The 18137-nt window shown below is 70.1% G+C and carries 17 protein-coding genes and 1 tRNA gene; all 18 read right to left on the reverse strand.

Annotated features, from left to right (window positions below):
* Window positions 1-20: 20 nt before the first annotated feature.
* Window positions 21-254: a DUF4287 domain-containing protein gene (locus ABD331_RS33315; protein WP_080045101.1), complete on the reverse strand. Its 234-nt coding sequence runs from the start codon at window positions 252-254 to the stop codon at window positions 21-23.
* Between the two features lie 198 nt (window positions 255-452).
* Window positions 453-1250, reverse strand: a complete 798-nt coding sequence (locus ABD331_RS33320) for a Bax inhibitor-1/YccA family protein (protein WP_344483557.1) — start codon at window positions 1248-1250, stop codon at window positions 453-455.
* A gap of 486 nt (window positions 1251-1736) precedes the next feature.
* Window positions 1737-1809, reverse strand: a tRNA-Leu gene (locus tag ABD331_RS33325).
* 49 nt (window positions 1810-1858) lie between these two features.
* Window positions 1859-2383 carry a peptide deformylase gene (locus ABD331_RS33330; RefSeq protein WP_148437134.1) on the reverse strand — a complete coding sequence of 175 codons (525 nt, stop codon included), beginning with the start codon at window positions 2381-2383 and terminating at the stop codon, window positions 1859-1861.
* The gene (locus tag ABD331_RS33335) at window positions 2380-2892 is read right to left on the reverse strand and encodes a glycine cleavage system transcriptional repressor (protein WP_344483561.1); all 513 of its coding nucleotides are present in this window, start codon (window positions 2890-2892) and stop codon (window positions 2380-2382) included. The genes ABD331_RS33330 and ABD331_RS33335 overlap by 4 nt, the downstream gene beginning before the upstream one ends.
* Window positions 2893-2972: 80 nt before the next feature.
* Complete coding sequence (locus tag ABD331_RS33340) at window positions 2973-4289, reverse strand: NAD(P)/FAD-dependent oxidoreductase (protein ID WP_344483564.1); 1317 nt, start codon at window positions 4287-4289, stop codon at window positions 2973-2975.
* 95 nt (window positions 4290-4384) lie between these two features.
* Entirely contained in the window at window positions 4385-5179 is a 795-nt protein-coding gene (locus ABD331_RS33345; protein ID WP_344483567.1) for a uracil-DNA glycosylase, read from the reverse strand.
* Between the two features lie 18 nt (window positions 5180-5197).
* On the reverse strand, window positions 5198-5878 hold the full coding sequence (locus ABD331_RS33350; protein ID WP_344483569.1) for a hypothetical protein: 681 nt from the start codon (window positions 5876-5878) through the stop codon (window positions 5198-5200).
* Complete coding sequence (locus ABD331_RS33355; protein WP_344483572.1) at window positions 5875-6201, reverse strand: PadR family transcriptional regulator; 327 nt, start codon at window positions 6199-6201, stop codon at window positions 5875-5877. The genes ABD331_RS33350 and ABD331_RS33355 overlap by 4 nt, the downstream gene beginning before the upstream one ends.
* Window positions 6202-6296: 95 nt before the next feature.
* Window positions 6297-7433 carry a hypothetical protein gene (locus ABD331_RS33360; protein WP_344483575.1) on the reverse strand — a complete coding sequence of 379 codons (1137 nt, stop codon included), beginning with the start codon at window positions 7431-7433 and terminating at the stop codon, window positions 6297-6299.
* Between the two features lie 171 nt (window positions 7434-7604).
* Window positions 7605-8558 (reverse strand): Ppx/GppA phosphatase family protein, encoded by a 954-nt coding sequence (locus ABD331_RS33365; RefSeq protein ID WP_344483578.1) that lies wholly within the window; start codon window positions 8556-8558, stop codon window positions 7605-7607.
* Window positions 8549-9037, reverse strand: a complete 489-nt coding sequence (locus ABD331_RS33370) for a DUF501 domain-containing protein (RefSeq protein ID WP_344483968.1) — start codon at window positions 9035-9037, stop codon at window positions 8549-8551. Before ABD331_RS33370 ends, ABD331_RS33365 begins: the two co-directional genes overlap by 10 nt.
* Window positions 9027-9443, reverse strand: coding sequence for an FtsB family cell division protein (locus ABD331_RS33375; protein WP_344483581.1), 417 nt, complete (start codon window positions 9441-9443; stop codon window positions 9027-9029). Before ABD331_RS33375 ends, ABD331_RS33370 begins: the two co-directional genes overlap by 11 nt.
* A gap of 66 nt (window positions 9444-9509) precedes the next feature.
* Window positions 9510-10787, reverse strand: coding sequence for a phosphopyruvate hydratase (gene eno / locus ABD331_RS33380; RefSeq protein ID WP_344483584.1), 1278 nt, complete (start codon window positions 10785-10787; stop codon window positions 9510-9512).
* A gap of 116 nt (window positions 10788-10903) precedes the next feature.
* Entirely contained in the window at window positions 10904-12997 is a 2094-nt protein-coding gene (locus ABD331_RS33385; RefSeq protein WP_344483587.1) for a protein kinase domain-containing protein, read from the reverse strand.
* Between the two features lie 25 nt (window positions 12998-13022).
* Window positions 13023-13958, reverse strand: coding sequence for a nucleoside triphosphate pyrophosphohydrolase (locus ABD331_RS33390; RefSeq protein ID WP_344483590.1), 936 nt, complete (start codon window positions 13956-13958; stop codon window positions 13023-13025).
* Between the two features lie 3 nt (window positions 13959-13961).
* Window positions 13962-14573, reverse strand: coding sequence for a SurA N-terminal domain-containing protein (locus tag ABD331_RS33395; RefSeq protein ID WP_344483593.1), 612 nt, complete (start codon window positions 14571-14573; stop codon window positions 13962-13964).
* Between the two features lie 30 nt (window positions 14574-14603).
* A complete protein-coding gene (gene mfd / locus ABD331_RS33400; protein WP_344483596.1) occupies window positions 14604-18092 on the reverse strand; it encodes a transcription-repair coupling factor in 3489 nt (1162 codons plus the stop codon).
* Between the last annotated feature and the right edge of the window lie 45 nt (window positions 18093-18137).

Consider the following 18137-nt stretch of genomic DNA (forward strand, 5'->3'; position numbering starts at 1 on the left):
GGGCGCGGGGATGGTTGGGCTTAGATGAAGCCCATGCGGTTACGGCGGTGCCGCTCGTGCTCGTGGACGATGGCGGCGGCGTAGCCGTGGGTCAGCCCGTGCTCGTCGGCAAGCCAGTTGGCCCGCTCGTCGCACCGTAGGAAGCTCGGGCCGTTGTCGATGGCTTGGAACCACTCGGGGAGTTCGCGTCCCGTGATCGTCGGGACCCTTGCGATGAGCTTCGTCTGCGTCTCCGGTGAGTGGTTCAAGGACATGGGCACCTCCGCGGATTAAGGTCCTTTGCTCGACACTGCAACACGGACACGCGAATGGCAAGCCCCAAGTCCGGCATCATTCTGTGACGGCAGGTAGATTTTCGGTCGCAGAGCGAGAGGGCCCCGCCTGAACGGCGAGGCCCTCCGATGTCACAGCTCTGTCGCGACAGGGTCGCGACGGGGTCGCGATCTCCTGAACTAGTCGCTACTGCTGAAGTAGCTGACGAAGCGCAGCACCTCCAGGTAGATCCACACCAGGCTCAGCGTGAGGCCGAACGCGCACTGCCAGGCGAACTTGGCCGGGGCGCCCTGCTTGACGCCCTGCTCGATCGAGTCGAAGTCGAGCAGGAGGAAGAAGCAGCCGAGCAGGATCATCGCGATGCTGAAGATCCAGCCGAGCGGGGTGTCGGTGCGCAGGCCGACACCGACGCCTTCGTTGAACAGGCCGACGAGCAGGTTGACGAGCATGAGCCCGACGGCCGCGATCGCCGCGGCGATCACGAACTTCACCAGCTTGGGTGTCACCCGGACGATGCGCAGGGCGTAGACGGCCAGCACCGCGCCGAAGGCGAAGGCGGTGCCCAGCACCGCCTGCATCACGATGCCGCTGACCATGCCCTCGAAAACGGAGCTGATCTTGCCGAGGAACACACCCTCGGCGACCGCGTACCCCAGGATGAGCGCCGGGTTGGTGCTCATCGTGAAGGAGGCGATCAGGCCCAGCACCAGCGCGACCACGGCGGCGCCGATGGCCACCGCGGGCGGGACGTTCAGGTACCAGGCCGCGGCGGCGGCCAGGACGAGCGCCCCGAGGGTCATGAACCCTCGGACCACGACGTCGTCAAGCGTCATGGTCCGGTACGCCGGCCGGGACGGTGGTGCGTACGACGGCTGGTCGTACATGTTCTGCAGCTGGTCGGGGGACGGGGTGGGGCCGGCCCAGCCCGCCGCGGCCTGCTGCCGCGACCTGCTGAATACGGGGTTCTTGCTCTCCATCGCTGCCTCCTGTGCCGCTGAGCCTACGGGGCTCGCCGGCACCTTGGTCAACTGACGCTCAGATCGATGTTCATTCGGGACTTCGGCTCCGATCACAACGAACGTGCCCGCCCCCGAGTTCCCCAGGTCACCGGGCGACACGGAAATCTTCGCACGGCTCGTCCCGCAGGGCCATGGGAGCGCGCCGGACCGCCTCCGCCGGGCGCCCGGCCTTTCCGCTGACGAAAACCCGGTTGTAAAGCGTAGTCAGCCATTCACGGAAAGAAAACCGGCGACTTGTCAATATCAGTCATGGCACGAAAAGTTTTCGAGCGGGCGAACGGCGGCCCACGCATCGGGGGACCCGGCTCTCACCAGCAGTGAGCGTCCGATCACAGGACAACTCCATAACAACTCGATATCGGCCGCGAGTGCCCTGGTAGGGGGCATCCGACGGTCGCGGTAAAGCTCCAGGTCAGAGACCTAAATTGCCTATAAGTTGGCAAGTGCCCCCGGCGGGATTCGAACCCGCACGTCAACCCTTTTAAGGGGTTTGCCTCTGCCATTGGGCTACGGGGGCGCCGCAATCATACGAAACGGACCATGCTTCCGAGGAGCACAACTTCGCATCAGGCGTCACAAGTGTGAAGTCTGCGGTGAAGTGATAGCACTCCCGGGACTCTGTCCAAGAAGAGTAGACCGTCCAGATGGTCGAGTTGGTGCTGAATGCACCGAGCCTCGATGGCATCCGCTTCGATGGTGACGGCCTCGCCCGTGCCTGGCAAATGCCCATGTACGGTGATACGCGTCGCGCGGCGTACGTCCGCGGTGAGTCCGGTGATGGACGCGCACCCCTCGCGGCCGTCGTCCCAGTGGGCCGCGCTGGCGAGCCGTGGATTGGCCACGACGAGCTCTCCGGCCCAGGACCTACTCCGGGGGTGGCGCCGGGCGTCAAAGGCGATCAGCCGCAGGCTCAGGCCGATCTGGGGGGCCGCCAGCCCGGTCGTGGCGGGCGCGCGGCGCAGGGTCGCCAGCAGATCGGCCGCGGCGGCGACCACTTCGGGGGCGGTGGGGTCCACCGGCTCTGCCACGGCGGACAGGAGGGGGTGCGGGGCGCCGAGCACCTCGCGGGCCGTACCCCCTGGCCCGGTCACAGCAAGTCCGGTTCGACAGGCCGGAAGGTGATGTCCGAGTCGAGGGTCGCGCCGACGGCCGCCAGCCTGCGCATGAGCGCGGCCACGTCCACCTGCTTGGGCAGCTCCACGTCGGCGATCAGCACGTAGAGGCGGCCGGTGAGCCTGGTGCTCATGCCGGTGATGTTGCCGCCGTCCGCGGCGAGCACCGCGCTGATGGCGGAGATGATGCCAGGCCGGTCGGGGCCGTGCACGGTCAGGACATAGCCGAGGCCATCGCCCTCCGCGCAGAAGTGCCGGTGCGCCTCGATGGCCGAGGCCGTCACCACCAGGTCGGGCGCCCCCAGCCGCTTCATGAGCTCCGCGGAGTCCAGTTCGCCCGAGACGAGCAGCATCATCGCGACGTGGCCGCCGAGCAACGTCATGGTCGAGTCCTGGATGTTCGCCCCGCAGTCGGCGAGCGAACCGGTGACTGCGGCGATCACGCCGGGCCGGTCGACGCCGAGCACGGTCACCGCTGAAAGACCCACCCGTGGTACCCCTTCCGCTTGCGACCAGGGGCGCCGAGAACGCCCCGGCAAAGGTTCGCCGGGGCGTTGCCGTACCTGGGCTAGCGGCGAGTCGTCGCCACCGCGGCCCTGAAGCCCTCACGCGGGTGCTCCATCTCACCCAGAGAGATCGTCTCGCGCTTGAAGAACAGGGCCAGGGTCCAATCGACGACGACACGGACCTTGCGGTTCAGCGTCGGCACCCGCGACAGATGGTAAGTCCGGTGCATGAACCACGCAGGGAATCCGCGAAGCTTGACGCCATAGACATTGGCGACGCCCTGATGCAGGCCGAGACCGGCCACCGATCCGACATACTTGTGGCGGTATTCGACCAGTTCCTGCCCACGCAGGTGGCGGACGATGTTGTCGGCCAGCACCTTGGCCTGGCGCACCGCGTGCTGGGCGTTCGGCGCGCAGTACTGCCCGGGGTTCGTCACGTCCGGCACCCCGGCGGCGTCGCCGGCCGTGAAGGCGCCGGGCGTGCCCGCCACGGTGAGCATGGCCGTGGCCTTGATCCGGCCGCGCTCGTCCAGCGGCAGGTCGCTGTCGTTCACCACGGGGCTGGGCTTGACGCCGGCGGTCCACACGAGCGTCTCCGCGTCGAACTCCTCGCCGTCCGACAGCACCACGTGCCCGCCCTCGCAGGACTCCAGCCGGGTGTCGAGCCGGACGTCGATGCCGCGCTCGCGGAGCTGCTCCAGCGTCCACTTGCCCATCTCGGGGCCGACCTCGGGCAGCACCCGGTTCGTGGCCTCCACCAGCACCCAGCGGATGTCGGACGGCTTGATGTTGCGGTAGTAGCGCGTCGAGTCCTTGGCCATGTCCTCCAGCTCGGCCAGCGCCTCGACGCCCGCGAAGCCGGCCCCGACCACCACGAACGTCAGCGCCCTGCGCCGCACCTCCGGATCGTCGGTGGACTCGGCCACGTCGAGCAGGTGCAGCACCCGGTTGCGCAGCGCGATGGCCTCGCCGACGGTCTTGAACCCGATGCCGATGTCGGTCAGGCCGGGGATGGGCAGCGTGCGCGAGATCGAGCCGGCCGCCATGACGATCACGTCGTAGGCCACCTGCCGCGGCTCGCCCTCGGCGGGCTGGAAGGTGACGGTGCGGCCGGCGTGGTCGACCTTCGTCACCGTGCCGTTCAGGATGTGCACCTTGGGCAGCACCCGGCGCAGCGGGGCCACCATGTGGCGCGGCGACAGGTTGCCCGCCGCCGCCTCCGGCAGGAACGGCTGGTAGGTCATGTAGGACTGGGGGTCGATGATCGTGATGCGGGCTTCGCCGCCGCGCAGCTCACGGTGGAGCTTGCGCTGCAGCCGCAGCGCTGTGTAAAGGCCGACGTATCCGCCGCCGACGATCAAGATGTGCTGGTTCATCCTGAGGCCCCATCCCTCGTGGAGTGCTTGTGAAAGCATTCACAAGCCTACGTCAAGCGCCGTCGGCGAAGCCAATCCAGACGTGGTGGGACGCGTCACACAGCCAGTGACCTGGCCCTTTCGAAGATCTCGTCCAGCATGTGGGCGGTGACGCGGCCGGTGAAGGTGTTCTGCTGGCTCGGGTGGTAGCAGCCGATCAGCGTCACCGGCCGCTCGCCGTACGCGACCTCGACCTCCGCCCCGTGACCGAACGGCGGGCGGCTGCGCGGCAGCGCGTACCCCGCCTCCCTGAGCGCCGGCCACATCGCCTGCCAGGCGAACCCGCCGAGCGCCACGACCACCCGCACGTACGGCGCCACCAGGCTCACCTCTCGCGCCATCCACGGGAAGCACGCGGCCTTCTCCTCCGGCAGCGGCTTGTTCGCGGGCGGCGCGCACCGCACCGACGCCACCACCCGCGTGCCGAGCAGTTCCTGCCCGTCGCCCGCGTACGTGCTCGTCTCCTGCGCCGCCAGCCCGCAACGGTGCAGCGAGGCGAACAGCCAGTCGCCGCTGCGGTCGCCCGTGAAGATCCGCCCCGTCCTGTTGCCCCCGTGCGCCGCCGGCGCCAGCCCCACCAGCAGGATCCGCGGTTCCTCCGCGCCCCAGCCGGGAACGGGACGGCCCCAGTACGTCTCGTCCGCGAACATGCGCCGCTTCACCTCGGCCACCTCCTCGCGCCACTCCACCAGGCGCGGGCACGCCCGGCAGACCGACTGCCGCGCCGTCAGCTCCGCCAGGGTCCAGCTCTCCGCGGCCAGCCGCCTGACGTCGGCGGGGTCCAGCGCGACCGGGGTGTCAGGGGTCGCGGGGTCGTCGGGCCAGCCGGTGCCAGGAGGTACGAAGCTCATGACACCGATGGTGCCCGATCAGCGCCCGGACTCCGGCGCGGGCGTGCGGCTCACAGCGAACGACTCCGGCGCGGGCGTGCGGCTCACAGCGAACGACTCCGGCGCCGCCTCGGATGCGGACGTGCGACTGGCGACCGAGGACTCAGGTGCCGCCGTCACCCGCCCCGCCTCCGCCATGCCCGCGAACAACGCCAGCGCCGCCACCACGTTCGCCGCCACCGCCGCCGACGCGACCACCCACCCCCTGCCACGCCGCCCGAACCACACCGACGCCCAGATCCCGGCCGCGACGACGACCCACGCGGGCGGCGTCATCGGCACCAGCGCCGCCTCCCCCGTCATGGACACCGGCACCATGGCCAGCACATAGCCCCGCAAGACCCACCAGCCCGGCCGCAACTCCGGCAGGAAGCACGTGAAGCCCCTATAAGGCCCGTTTCCCATCAGCCGGGCATGCACCCCCAGGATCCACCCGCGAGGCCCCACGCGGCGCTTCCCGGCGCCCCCAGGCCGCTCCCCGTAGGCGGAGGCCAGCTCCTCGGCGTACACCCCGGGCGGCCCCAGCCGATCCTCCAGCGGCGACTCCGCCTCCGCTGCGATCTCCGCCAGGTGGTCGTCGAGGTCCTCCAGCAACTCCTCGCGCTCGGGATGATCGGACAGAGCATCCCGTACGGCCTGCGCGTACTGTGCGGGGGTCATGATTGTCCCTCCTTGAGCAGGGCTGCCATGGTGGCCGAGAAGGCGGCCCAGGTCTTGGCCGAGGCGGCGTACATCTCCCTGCCGACGTCGTTGAGCCCGTAGTACTTGCGGTGCGGGCCCTCGTCGGAGGGCACCACGTATGAGGTCAGGGCGCCTGCCTTGAACAGGCGGCGCAGCGTGCCGTAGACGGAGGCGTCGCCGACGTCCTGCAGGCCGGCTTCCCTGAGCCTGCGGACTACGTCGTAGCCATAGCCGTCCCTGTCGTTGAGTACGGCGAGGACTGCCAGGTCCAGGACGCCTTTGAGGAGTTGGCTACTGTCCACGCTAAGCATACTACTGTGCTAAGCGTAATAGCGGCAACAAGAAACCGGATGGCCCCGAAGGAGCCATCCGGTTCAGTCGATCAACTGCACATCGCTCAGGCGGCCGACGACGACGCGGACTCCGAGGGGGCAGGAGTCTCGCACGCCGCGTAGGACTGGCTCGCGACGTCGCTGTTGCCCGGACCCACGACCAGGAGCTTCACGGTGCCGCCCTTGGTCGCGTCACCGGTCAGCGTGAGGGAAAGGCCGTCGACGGACTTCGTTCCCTTGCCGTCGAAAGAGACCTCGCCACTCTTGACCGCAGTGCCGTTCAGCGACCATTGGTAGCGGACCTTGCCCGCACCCGTCGAGGTGATGGAGCCCGTCGAGGTGAGTGCACAGCTCGCGCTGTTCGTCACCGAAGCGGACGCGGACACCTTGGTGTCGGGCGCCTCAGGAGACTTGTGGTCGTCGCGGTGGTCGTCCTTGCGCTCGTCCTTGCACCAGACCTTGTAGTAGGCGCGGTTCGAGGACGTGGAGTCGGGGCTCAGCACCTGAAGCTGCGCCCAGCCACGCTGGCTGTGACGCGGGTTGATGCCGAAGCCGACCTTACGCGCGTCGCGGACCTTGATCTTGCCGTAGTCGACCACTTCGCCGTTGAGGACCCAGCGGTACCGCACCCACGAGGGACGGTCGGTCTTGATCACACCGGTGAAGTCGATCTTGTCACCGTAGGTGTCGCACCGGCCGGCGTACGAGCTGGGGCTGGCCCAAGCGCGAGCCGAAACCGACACGTCCAGATGCGTACGCACATCATCCTGCGGCTTCTTGCAGGAGACGGAGAAGTACCCCTTCTTGGAGGTGACCTTCTTCGGCCCGAGGACCTGAACGGCCTCCCAGCCCTTGACGTTCTCCTTGAAGGTGATGGCCTGCTTGACCGTCACCGTCTTGACGCCCTTGCCCTTGAGCTTGATCACGCTGACCTTGCTCTTGGACCCGTCGCCGTGGAGCCACCGGTACGCCAGCTCCGTCTTGCCCTTGACGGGCACCTTGATCTGGGCCGAGAAGTTGACCTTGGTCGGGCAGGAACCTTCATAGTCGCCCGGCGTGGCCTTCGGCGCGGACACCGAGACCTTGGGCGCCGCCTTGGTAGCCGCCTGGGCGGGGCTGGACATCAGACCCGCGGACAGGCCGGCCAGCACCACAGCCGACGCGCCGAACGCGGCCGCCCTACGTGCTAACCCAACAGACATCATGTGAGAGTGCTCCATTCCGTGAGGGAAGAGACGCGCTCGGGAACGGTCGCCACGCCGGCGCCTTTCGCGCACAGCGATATGGCAAAGCCCCCGTAATGCCCCTTTACCTAATCACAATACTGAATGCGCCCTCAACACGACCCGCAGATCGGAAATGTCCGGATTTCTTCAGGTGGCCGAGGCGAGAGACCACGCGATTCCGTCGAGGATGTCGTGTTCGCTCACCACGACCTGGGAAAACGCGAAACGGCGGACGATCCGGTCAAGAATTAGCGCACCCGCGCCAATCACGTCAACCCTGCCCGGATGCATCACCGGCACCTCGGCGCGCTCACCATGGGTCATCGCCAGCAGCCGCCGCGTCACCTCGTGCACCTGCTCGGCCGAGATCCGCGAGTGGTGGATGCGTTCGGAGTCGTATTCCGGCAGGTCGAGCGCGATGCCCGCGATCGTCGTCACCGAGCCGGCCAGGCCCACGAGCGTGTGCGCATCGCGCACCGGGACCTCGGCCTCCACCCGGTCGAGCGCCGCCTCGACGTCGGCCACCACGGCCTCCAGGGCCTGTGCGGGGGCCGGGTCGCCCACGTCGCGCAGGTGCCGCTCGGTCAGGCGGACGCAGCCGATGTCCACCGACAGCGCCGCCTGCGCGTGCTCGGCGCCGACCACGAACTCGGTGGAGCCGCCGCCGATGTCCACCACCAGGTACGGCGGCAGCGGGCCCTGCGGCACCTCCGTCTCGGGCGACAGGCGCAGCAGCCCCCTGGTCGCGCCCGTGAACGACAGCTCCGCCTCCTCGGCCCCCGACACCACCTCGGGATCCACGCCGAAGATCTCGCGCACGCCCGCCACGAACTCGTCCCGGTTCGCCGCGTCGCGCGTCGCGCTGGTGGCCACCACGCGGGTGGCGGCGGCGCCGTGCCGCTCGATCAGCTCCTGGTAGGAGCGCATGGCCTTGAACGTGCGCGCCAGGGCGTCAGGCGCGAGCCTGCCCGTCCTGTCGACGCCCTCACCCAGGCGGACGATCTCCATCCGCCGCTCGACGTCCGTCAGCTCGCTCTCGCCGACGTCGGCGATGAGCAGGCGTACGGAGTTGGTGCCGCAGTCGATGGCGGCTACACGCATGGTCCGTCACTCCACCAGTCGGGGAGGGCGTCGAGCGCCTCCCTGCCGAACGGGTTCACCCCGGGGGCCGCCAGCTCGTGCGCCACGAGCGCGTGCAGGCACTTGACCCGCTCCGGCATGCCGCCCGTGCTCTGCATGTCACGCGGGAGCGGCGCCAGCCCCTCCTGCTCGGCGGCCTCGTCGCGCCTGGCGACGTAGTCGTCGTGCGCCTTGCGGTAGGCCGCCGCCAGCTCGGGGTCGGTGGCCAGCCTGGCCTGCATCTCCCGCATCAGGCCCGAGCCCTCCAGCGTGCCGATGGCCGAGGCCGCCTTCGGGCAGGTCAGGTAGTACAGGGTCGGGAAGGGCGAGCCGTCGGGCAGCCGGGGCGCGGTCTCCACCACGTCGGGGTTGCCGCACGGGCAGCGGTGCGCCACCCCGCGCAGCCCTCTGGGCGGCCGGCCGAGCTGCTTCTCGACGACCTTGACGTCCTTACTGTCCAACACTTTCCTTCCCTGTCACCGCCCGCCGCCCGGTGCCCTTGTCGGCGGCCTCCACCGACTCCCAGAGCGTCTCGTACCATGGCGGCACCGCGGCCGGCTGTTTCACGGCCGTCTGTTCCTTGCCCTGCTCGGGCTCCATCACCACATAGCACTTCTCGCCCGGACCGCAGTAGTGCAGCCGTTCCTTGGCCGTCTTCTTGATCCAGTTCGGATCGTCGCTCTGCCGGTCGCGGGCCAGCAAGGCCTGCTTCTCCGCCTCGACCCTGGCCTTCTCCGCGCGCAGCTCGGAGATGCTGCGGCGCAGGCTGATGTACTCGCGCACAGGGTAGGCCAGGCTCATCGCGATCGCGCACACCACGACGGCCAGGATGGCGGCCCTCCCGGTGAGCTGCGGCCTTTTCGCCAATTGCTGCACACCCCCTCAAGTACGGCTCGCGGCCGGATTACGGGGCGCCGCGAGCCGTACTCGAAACTAGCGCCGGAAACGCGGGAAAGCCGCGCGACCCGCGTAGCGGGCGGCGTCATCGAGGAGCTCCTCGATGCGCAGAAGCTGGTTGTACTTGGCCACGCGGTCGGAACGGGCCGGCGCGCCGGTCTTGATCTGGCCGCAGTTGACCGCCACCGCGAGGTCGGCGATCGTCGTGTCCTCGGTCTCGCCGGAGCGGTGGCTCATCATGCAGCGGTAGCCGCTGCGGTGGGCCAGGTCGACCGCGTCGAGCGTCTCCGACAGGGTGCCGATCTGGTTGACCTTGACCAGCAGGGCGTTGGCCGCGCCCTGCTCGATGCCGCGCTCCAGCCGCTCGGGATTGGTCACGAACAGGTCGTCGCCGACGAGCTGCACCTTGTCGCCGAGCGAGGCGGTGATGGCCTTCCAGCCCTCCCAGTCCTCCTCGTCGAGCGGGTCCTCGATGGAGACGAGCGGGTAGTTGGCGACCAGGTCCTCGTAGAACGCGATGAGCTCCTGCGCCGACAGGCCCTTGCCGTCGATCGTGTAGACGCCGTCCTTGTGGAACTCGGAGGCGGCCACGTCGAGCGCCAGCGCCACGTCCTCGCCCGGCACGTAGCCGGCCTTCTCGATCGCGACCAGGATCAGGTCGAGCGCGTCGCGGTTGGAGGGCAGGTTGGGCGCGAAGCCGCCCTCGTCGCCCAGGCCCGTGGCGTAGCCCTTCTCCTTCAGCACGGCCTTCAGCGCGTGGTAGACCTCGGTGCCCATGCGCACCGCCTCGCGGAACGACTCCGCGCCGATCGGCGCGATCATGAACTCCTGGATGTCCACGTTCGTGTCGGCGTGGGCGCCGCCGTTGAGGATGTTCATCATCGGTACGGGGAGCACGTGCGCGTTCGGGCCGCCCAGGTAGCGGAACAGCGGCAGGTCGGCGCTGTCGGCGGCGGCCTTGGCCACGGCCAGCGAGACGCCCAGGATGGCGTTGGCGCCGAGCTTGGCCTTGTTGGGCGTGCGGTCCAGATCGATCATGATCTGGTCAATGATGCGCTGGTCCTCGGCCTCGATCCCGTTGATCTCCTCTTGGATCTCGTCGGTCACGGCGAGAACGGCCTTCTCCACGCCCTTGCCGCCGTACCGCTTGCCGCCGTCACGCAGCTCGACCGCCTCGAACTGGCCGGTGGACGCTCCGCTCGGCACGGCCGCGCGGCCGCTGCTGCCGTCGTCGAGCACGACCTCGACCTCAACCGTGGGGTTGCCCCGGGAGTCGAGGATCTCGCGAGCGTATACGACCTCGATGGTAGCCACGGGATGCGCTCCTAAATCGAAAGGTGATATGCCATCAGAGCCTATCGGTACGGCTGCGCGCGGGGTGGGTGTGGTCAGGTGCCGCTCGCCAGGCTCCAGGCCTTGAGGTGCCGCCGTCAGATGCCGCCCGTCAGGCTCCAGGCTTTGAGGCGGCCGGAGCTCTGGGCCACCAGAAGACCGTCGCCCGCCGCCAGTGACGTCACCTCCGCGTCCGCGCCCAGCAGGCGGCCCAGCCGGGTGCCGGCGTCGGCGTTCCACACGCTGACGCCGCCGGCCCCGGCGGCGATCATCCTGCGTCCCCCGGCCGTGGTGCCGCCGACGGCCTTCCCTCCCGTGGCGAGCGAGCGGACGAGCTCTCCGGTGCTCAGGTCGTACAGGCCCGTGGTGGTGCCGGACGTGACGGCGGCCAGGTCGTTCCCCAGCGTGGTCAGCGAGCTGACGCGGCCCTCGGCGATGACGCGCCGGCCGCCGCCGAGCACCCCGTCGTCGGTGCCGATGAGCGGCCGGCCGTTCCCCTCGTGCCACGCCACCGCGTTGACGGGCGTGGAGACGTTCTGGACGTCGCCGACGAGGTCGTCCGTGACCAGGTCGATGGTCTCGACCTTGCCGTCGGGGCAGCCGACCACGGCGACGGCGTGGCCGCGCCAGGTGCCCAGGCCCATGACGGCGTCCGACGCGCAACCGCTGTGCCAGGCGCCCTGCTTCGGCCGGCCGATCTCCCAGCGCCGCAGGCGGCCGTCGGCGCCGGTCCAGACAACGGTCTGCTTGCCGCCGACCAGGGCCAGTCCCAGCGAGAGGACGGGGCCTTCGCCGGGGTCGGCCAGCCTGCCCAGCCGCTTGCCGCCCCTGGCGTCCCACACGTTGATCGAGTTGTCCTTGCGGTCGGCATAGGCGACCACGGGGGTGCCGCGGTGGTACCCGATCGCCATCGCCGTGATGTTCGCGCCCTCGGCCGGGCCGAACGCGGGGCCCAGCTCGACCCCGAACGTCGCGGTCGCCGAGGTGCGCGGCTGCGTGTCGTCGCCGCCGGACGCCGCCCAGCCCCGCCACAGCAGGCCGATCGCCAGCCCTGCGGCCAGCAGCGTGCCGATGCCCGCGATGGCCAGCCGCTTGGCCCTGTCGTGGCCCGGCGGCTCCTCATGGTCGTCGGTGAGGTAAGAGGGCGGGTCAGTCACCAAGGGGAGGGGGGCCGTGCCCACAGGCGGCATGGGTGCGGTGCCGCCCCCAGGCAAAGGTGCCGCGCCGCTCCCAGGCGAAGAGGCCGCGCCGCTCCCAGGCGAAGAGGCGGCGCCGACCGCGGGCATGGGAGCCGTGCCCACCGCAGGCAGGGGTGCCGTGCCCACCGGGGGCATGGGGGCCGTGCTCGCCGGGACGGGCTCAGCGACGGGCGGCATGGGCGCGGTGGCGGCGTGGCGTCCCAGCAGGCGCATCAGCACGTCGTCCGCCGTCGGCCGCACCCCGGCCTCCTTGGCCAGGCAAGCCCGTAACACCGACCGCAGCGGCTCAGCCACCCCGTCCAAATCAGGCTCGGCGTTCAGGATGCGGTGCATCACGGCCGGGATCGAGTCGCGCCCGAACAACGGCTCCCCCGTCCCCGCGAACCCCATCGTCGAGGCCCAGCTGAAGACGTCCGTCGCCGCCGTGATGCTCTCCCCCGCGATCTGCTCGGGCGCCATGAACCCAGGCGTCCCGACCACGCTGCTGGACGTCGTCGAGGCGTCCATGCCCTTGGCGATCCCGAAGTCGATCACCCGCGGCCCGTCCGGCCCCATCAGGATGTTGCTGGGCTTGAAGTCGCGGTGCACGATCCCGGCGCCGTGGATGGCGGTCAGCGCGGTGATGGTCCCGACGGCCAGGCGTTCCAGCTCGCCCCCGGCCAGCGCCCCGCCGCTCGCGACCTGGTCGTGCAGTGAGGGCCCGTCGATGAACTCGCTGACGATGTACGGGCGCCCTTCGACGACCCCGCTGTCCAGCACCCTGGCCGTGCAGAACCCGGCGACGCCCGCCGCGATGGCGCTCTCCCGCAGGAAGCGCCGCTCGGCCTTGGCGTTGCCCAGCAGCCGCATGTGCAGCATCTTGACGGCCACGCGGGTGCCCGAGGGGTCGCGGGCGAGGAAGACGGAGCCCTGCCCGCCGTCGCCGAGCCCGCCGAGCAGGCGGTAGCCCGCCACGTGCCGCGGCTCCCCCGAGTGCAGCCGTCTCAGCTCCACCGAAAAGTCCCCCTGGGTAACGGCCTCAGCCGGTCGTGGACTCCCACGTACGGACCCGGTCGCGGTAGGAGCGCGCCGCGGCCCGCAGCTCCGCCTCCGCGTCCAGCCCGGCCTCGGCGGCCCGCCGGACCAGGTCGAACAGCTCCCGCGCGACACCCTGCCCGATGGCGGCCGACAGCGACTCCGGTGCCCCGGCCCGCTCGGCCCTGCGCATGAGCTGCGCGGCCAGCGACAGCGCCGGCTGCCCCATCGGGACGCCTTCGAGCACCGACTCGCGGCCCTTGGCCGCCCGCTCGGCGGCCTTGATCGCTTCCCAGTTGTCGTTGACCTCGTCGGCGCTCTCGGCGCGCACGGAGCCGAACACGTGGGGATGGCGGCGGACGAGCTTCTCGACGATCCCGGCGGCCACGTCGTCCATGTCGAAGCCCTCGGCGACCCGCGCGTGGAAGACGACCTGCAGCAGCAGGTCGCCGAGCTCCTCGCGGAGCGCCGGGTAGTCGCCCTGCTCGATCGTCTCGAGCACCTCGTAGGCCTCTTCCAGCAGGTACGGCACGAGCGTCTCGTGCGTCTGCTTGCGGTCCCACGGGCATTCGGTGCGCAGCCGGTCCATCACCGCGACCAGGTCGAGCACCCGCGCCCCCGGCAGGTCGTACGACCCCGGCACGACCTCGATGAGCGGCGGCTCGTCGAGCGCGACGGCGGCGTGCCCGACGGCGCGCATGAAGTCCTCGCCGTCCTGCTCCGACAGCCACACCACGCTCTCGCCCGCCGCGCGCACGGCCAGCGCCCGCGCGTCGGGCTCGACGACCTCGACCTCGATCCCGGCCTCGGCCAGGTAGGGAAGCTGCGGGTGCGAGCCCGAGCCGGTCAGTACGGGGCCGGAGCGCAGCGCCTGCCAGGCCTGGTGGCTCAGCAGGCCCGGCGCGACCCTGGGCGAGGTGGTGACGACGATCAGCGGCACGGGTCAGCCCTGGGCCGGCTGCTGCGCCTGCTGCTGGGGCTGCTGCGTGAGCTTGCCGAACCTGCCGGTGTCGACGAACAGGGCCGGGTTCTGCTCGGACCGCTGCGCGTTGAGTGTGCCGAAGCGCGGGTTGAAGACCGGCTTGATGGAGGTGAACTCCTGGATCAGCTTCTCCTGCCCGGCCTGGCCGCCGAACTGCTGCTGCAGCTTGGTCAGGCCGACCATGGCGCGCGCGTAGTCGCGGGCGTCGCCCGGCGCGACGCCGTTGGCCAGCAGGTTGATCTCGGCCGACTGGAACTGGCCGGGGTCCTTGAGCGCGGTGTCGACCTCGGTCTCGCTCACCTGCACCTTGTGGCGGTCCATGAGCTGCTTGGACACGCTCACGTTGACCAGGCGCTGCAGCACGGCCTGGTTGGCCGGCACGCCGAGCGCCGACTCGTCGAGCTGAGCCTTCTTCAGCGCCGCCAGGTAGGCCTGCGTGTCAGCGTTCAGCTTGCTCATCGAGATGCGCTCGTTCCCGACCACGGCCGCGGCCCCGGCCTGCATGGGAGAGGAGCAGGCGGTCAGCGCCGCGACCACCGCAGCGGCGGCCACGGCCACTCGTATCGATTTCACGTACGTCCCTTTCCGACCAGAAAACCGCCGCTAGCTTACCCGTGCGGGCTCAAGGAACATCGCCTCGACCAGGTCCCCGCACCATTTGAGCAGGTCGAGGTCGCGCAGCGGCTGCCCGCCGAGGGGCTTGGTCTTGGGGATCGGCACCAGCAGGGTCTCCGCGGCCTGCTTGTAGATCGCCTTCTTGTACAGGCGGTCGAGGCGTACCTGCTGCGACTCCCTGAGCCTGGCCGGGCCGAACTTGATGTTCTGACCTTGCAGGGTGACGTCGGTGAGCCCGGCGGCGCGGGCCCTGATCCGGAACCTGGCGACCTCCAGGAGGTTGTCGACCTCCCTCGGCGGCTTGCCGTAGCGGTCGGTCAGCTCCTCGCGCACCTCCTCGATGTGCGTCTCGGAGGCGATGGCGGCGATCCGCTTGTACGCCTCCAGCCGCAGCCGCTCGGAGGTCACGTAGTCGTGCGGGATGTGCGCGTTGATCGGCAGCTCGACCTTGACGTCCTGCTGCTCCTCCTGCACCTCGGCGCCCGACAGCTTGGCCTTCTGCTCCTGGACGGCCTCGGCCATGAGCCGGACGTACAGGTCGAAGCCGACGCCCGCGATGAAGCCGGACTGCTCGGCGCCCAGCACGTTGCCCGCGCCGCGGATCTCCAGGTCCTTCATCGCGACGTACATGCCGGCGCCCATCTCGGTGTGCTGCGAGATGGTGGCGAGCCGCTCGTGCGCGGTCTCGGTCAGCGGCTTCTCCGGCGGGTAGAGGAAGTACGCGTACCCGCGCTCCCTGCCTCGCCCGACCCGGCCGCGGAGCTGGTGGAGCTGCGACAGGCCGTAGTTGTCGGCCCGGTCGACGATGAGCGTGTTGGCGTTGGGCACGTCGAGGCCCGACTCGACGATCGTGGTGGAGACGAGCAGGTCGTACTCCCGCTCCCAGAACCCCACCATGATCTTTTCGAGCTGGTGCTCGTTCATCTGCCCGTGCGCCACCGCGATGCGCGCCTCGGGCACCAGCTCGCGCAGCCGCGCGGCGACCCGGTTGATCGAGGCCACCCGGTTGTGCACGAAGAAGATCTGCCCGTCACGCATCAGCTCGCGCCTGATCGCCGCCCCGATCTGCTTCTCCTCGTACGGCCCGACGAACGTGAGGATCGGATGCCGTTCCTCCGGCGGCGTGAGGATCGTGGACATCTCGCGGATGCCGGTGAGCCCCATCTCCAGGGTGCGCGGGATCGGCGTGGCCGACATGGCCAGCACGTCCACCTGCGTGCGCAGGTGCTTCATGGCCTCCTTGTGCTCGACGCCGAAGCGCTGCTCCTCGTCGATGATGATCAGCCCCAGATCCTTGAACCTGACCTCGGGGCTGAGCAGCCGGTGGGTGCCGATCACGACGTCCACCGCGCCGGAGCGCAGCCCTTCGAGGGTGCCCTTGACCTCGCCGTCGGTCTGGAACCGGGAGACCGGCTTGATCTCGACGGGGAAGCTGGAGAAGCGCTCGGCGAAGGTGGACATGTGCTGCTGCACCAGCAGCGTCGTGGGCACCAGCACCGCGACCTGCTTGCCGTCCTGCACCGCCTTGAACGCCGCCCGCACCGCGATCTCGGTCTTGCCGTAGCCGACGTCGCCGCAGATCAGCCGGTCCATCGGGACGCCGCGCTCCATGTCGCGCTTGACCTCGTCGATGGCTTCGAGCTGGTCGCCGGTCTCGGCGTAGGGGAAGGCGTCCTCCATCTCCCGCTGCCACGGCGTGTCGGCGCCGAAGGCGTGGCCCGGCGAGGCCATGCGGGCGGAGTAGAGCCTGATCAGCTCGCCGGCGATCTCCTTGACGGCCTTCTTGGCCCGCGACTTGGCCTTGGCCCAGTCGGCGCCGCCCATGCGGTTGAGGGTGGGCGCCTCGCCGCCGACGTAGCGGGTGACCTCGTCGAGCTGGTCGGTGGGCACGTAGAGGCGGTCGCCCTTGGCGTACTCGATGACCAGGTACTCGCGGGTGGCGCCCTGCACGGTGCGCTGCACCATCTCGATGTAGCGGCCGACGCCGTGCTGCTCGTGCACCACGTGGTCGCCGACCTTGAGCTGCAGCGGGTCGACCATGTTGCGGCGGCGGGAGGGCAGGCGCCGCATGTCCTTGGTGGAGGCCTTCTGGCCGACCAGGTCGAGGTGGGTGAGCACGGCCAGGCTGGGCGTGATGAAGCCGTGCTCGATCAGGCCGGTCGTGACGTGCACGACCTTCGGCTCGGGCGCCTTGTCCAGGTACTGCTGGAGCCTGGCCGGCACGTCGACGCCCTTGAGCAGCTCGACCATGCGCTCGGCCGGGCCGTGGCCCTCGCTGAGCAGCACGACGGCCTTGTCGTCGGCCAGCCAGCCCTTGATGTCGGCCAGCGCCTTGGCGGTGTCGCCGCGGTAGGCCTCGGAGTCCTGGGCGTCCAGCTCGACGCCGCCGCCGAACGGCGCCATCGTCCACCAGGGCTGGCCCAGCGCGTCGGCGTGCTCGCGGATCTCCTCCAGCGTGCGGAACGCGGCCGCGCCGAGGTCGATCGGCGCCTCGCCGCCGGCCGCCGCGTTGATCCAGGAGGCTTCGAGGAACTCCTGCGAGGTGCGTACGAGCTCCTCGGCCCTGCCCCTGATCCGCTCGGGGTCGCACACGAACACCGCGGACCTGATCGGCAGGTGGTCGAGCAGCAGGTCCATCTCGCCCGCCAGCACGGGCGCGAACGCCTCCATGCCCTCGACCGGCACGCCCTCGGCGAGCTGGTCGAGCACCTCGGCCAGCGCCGGATGCTCCTCGGCCAGTTCCCTGGCCCGCTGTCGCACCTCGCCGGTCAGCAGCAGCTCCCGGCACGGCGGCGCGAACAGCCCGTCCTCGGCCGCCTCCAGCGAGCGCTGGTCGGCCACCTTGAACCAGCGGATCTCCTCGACCGTGTCGCCCCAGAACTCCAGCCGCAGCGGGTGCTCCTCGGTGGGCGGGAACACGTCGAGCAGCCCGCCCCTGACGGCCACCTCGCCGCGCTTCTCCACCATGTCCACGCGGTGATAGCCGTTGTTCACCAGGTTGTCCACGACGACGTCGAGGTCGGCGTCGTCGCCTGCGCGCAGCCGGATCGGCTCCAGATCGCCCAGCCCCTTGACGACCGGCTGGAGCAGGGCGCGCACGGGGGCCACGATCACGCTGAGCGGCCCGGCGGCGGTGTCGCCCTTGACCGGGTGCGCCAGCCTGCGCAGCACCGCCAGCCGCTGGCCGACGGTGTCGCTGCGCGGCGAGAGCCGCTCGTGCGGCAGCGTCTCCCAGGCCGGGAACACGGCCACGGAGTTGGGCTCGATCAGGCTCGTCAGCGCGGCGGCGAGGTCTTCCGCCTCGCGGCCCGTGGCGGTGACGGCGAGCACGGTGCGCTGGTCATGCGCGGTCAGCGCGGCCACGCCGAACGGGCGCAGCGCGGACGGCGCGATCAGCGAGACGTCGCCGCCCTCTTCCAGAGCGGCGGACAGTTTCGGGTCGGCGCGAACAAGGTCAAGTAGCCCGGAAAGACTCATCAGATACGCCCACAGCCCCACGACGGCAACACGATTACCCCCGGC

The organism is Nonomuraea monospora (assembly GCF_039531895.1).
Classification (GTDB): Bacteria; Actinomycetota; Actinomycetes; order Streptosporangiales; family Streptosporangiaceae; genus Nonomuraea; species Nonomuraea monospora.

Bases quoted from the DNA above. Each gene is read 5' to 3' on its own strand.
- ABD331_RS33315 (WP_080045101.1), bottom strand. From the start codon at position 254: ATGTCCTTGAACCACTCACCGGAGACGCAGACGAAGCTCATCGCAAGG.
- ABD331_RS33320 (WP_344483557.1), bottom strand. From the start codon at position 1,250: ATGGAGAGCAAGAACCCCGTATTCAGCAGGTCGCGGCAGCAGGCCGCG.
- ABD331_RS33340 (WP_344483564.1), bottom strand. From the start codon at position 4,289: ATGAACCAGCACATCTTGATCGTCGGCGGCGGATACGTCGGCCTTTAC.
- ABD331_RS33345 (WP_344483567.1), bottom strand. From the start codon at position 5,179: ATGAGCTTCGTACCTCCTGGCACCGGCTGGCCCGACGACCCCGCGACC.
- ABD331_RS33350 (WP_344483569.1), bottom strand. From the start codon at position 5,878: ATGACCCCCGCACAGTACGCGCAGGCCGTACGGGATGCTCTGTCCGAT.
- ABD331_RS33360 (WP_344483575.1), bottom strand. From the start codon at position 7,433: ATGTCTGTTGGGTTAGCACGTAGGGCGGCCGCGTTCGGCGCGTCGGCT.
- ABD331_RS33365 (WP_344483578.1), bottom strand. From the start codon at position 8,558: ATGCGTGTAGCCGCCATCGACTGCGGCACCAACTCCGTACGCCTGCTC.
- mfd (WP_344483596.1), bottom strand. From the start codon at position 18,092: ATGAGTCTTTCCGGGCTACTTGACCTTGTTCGCGCCGACCCGAAACTG.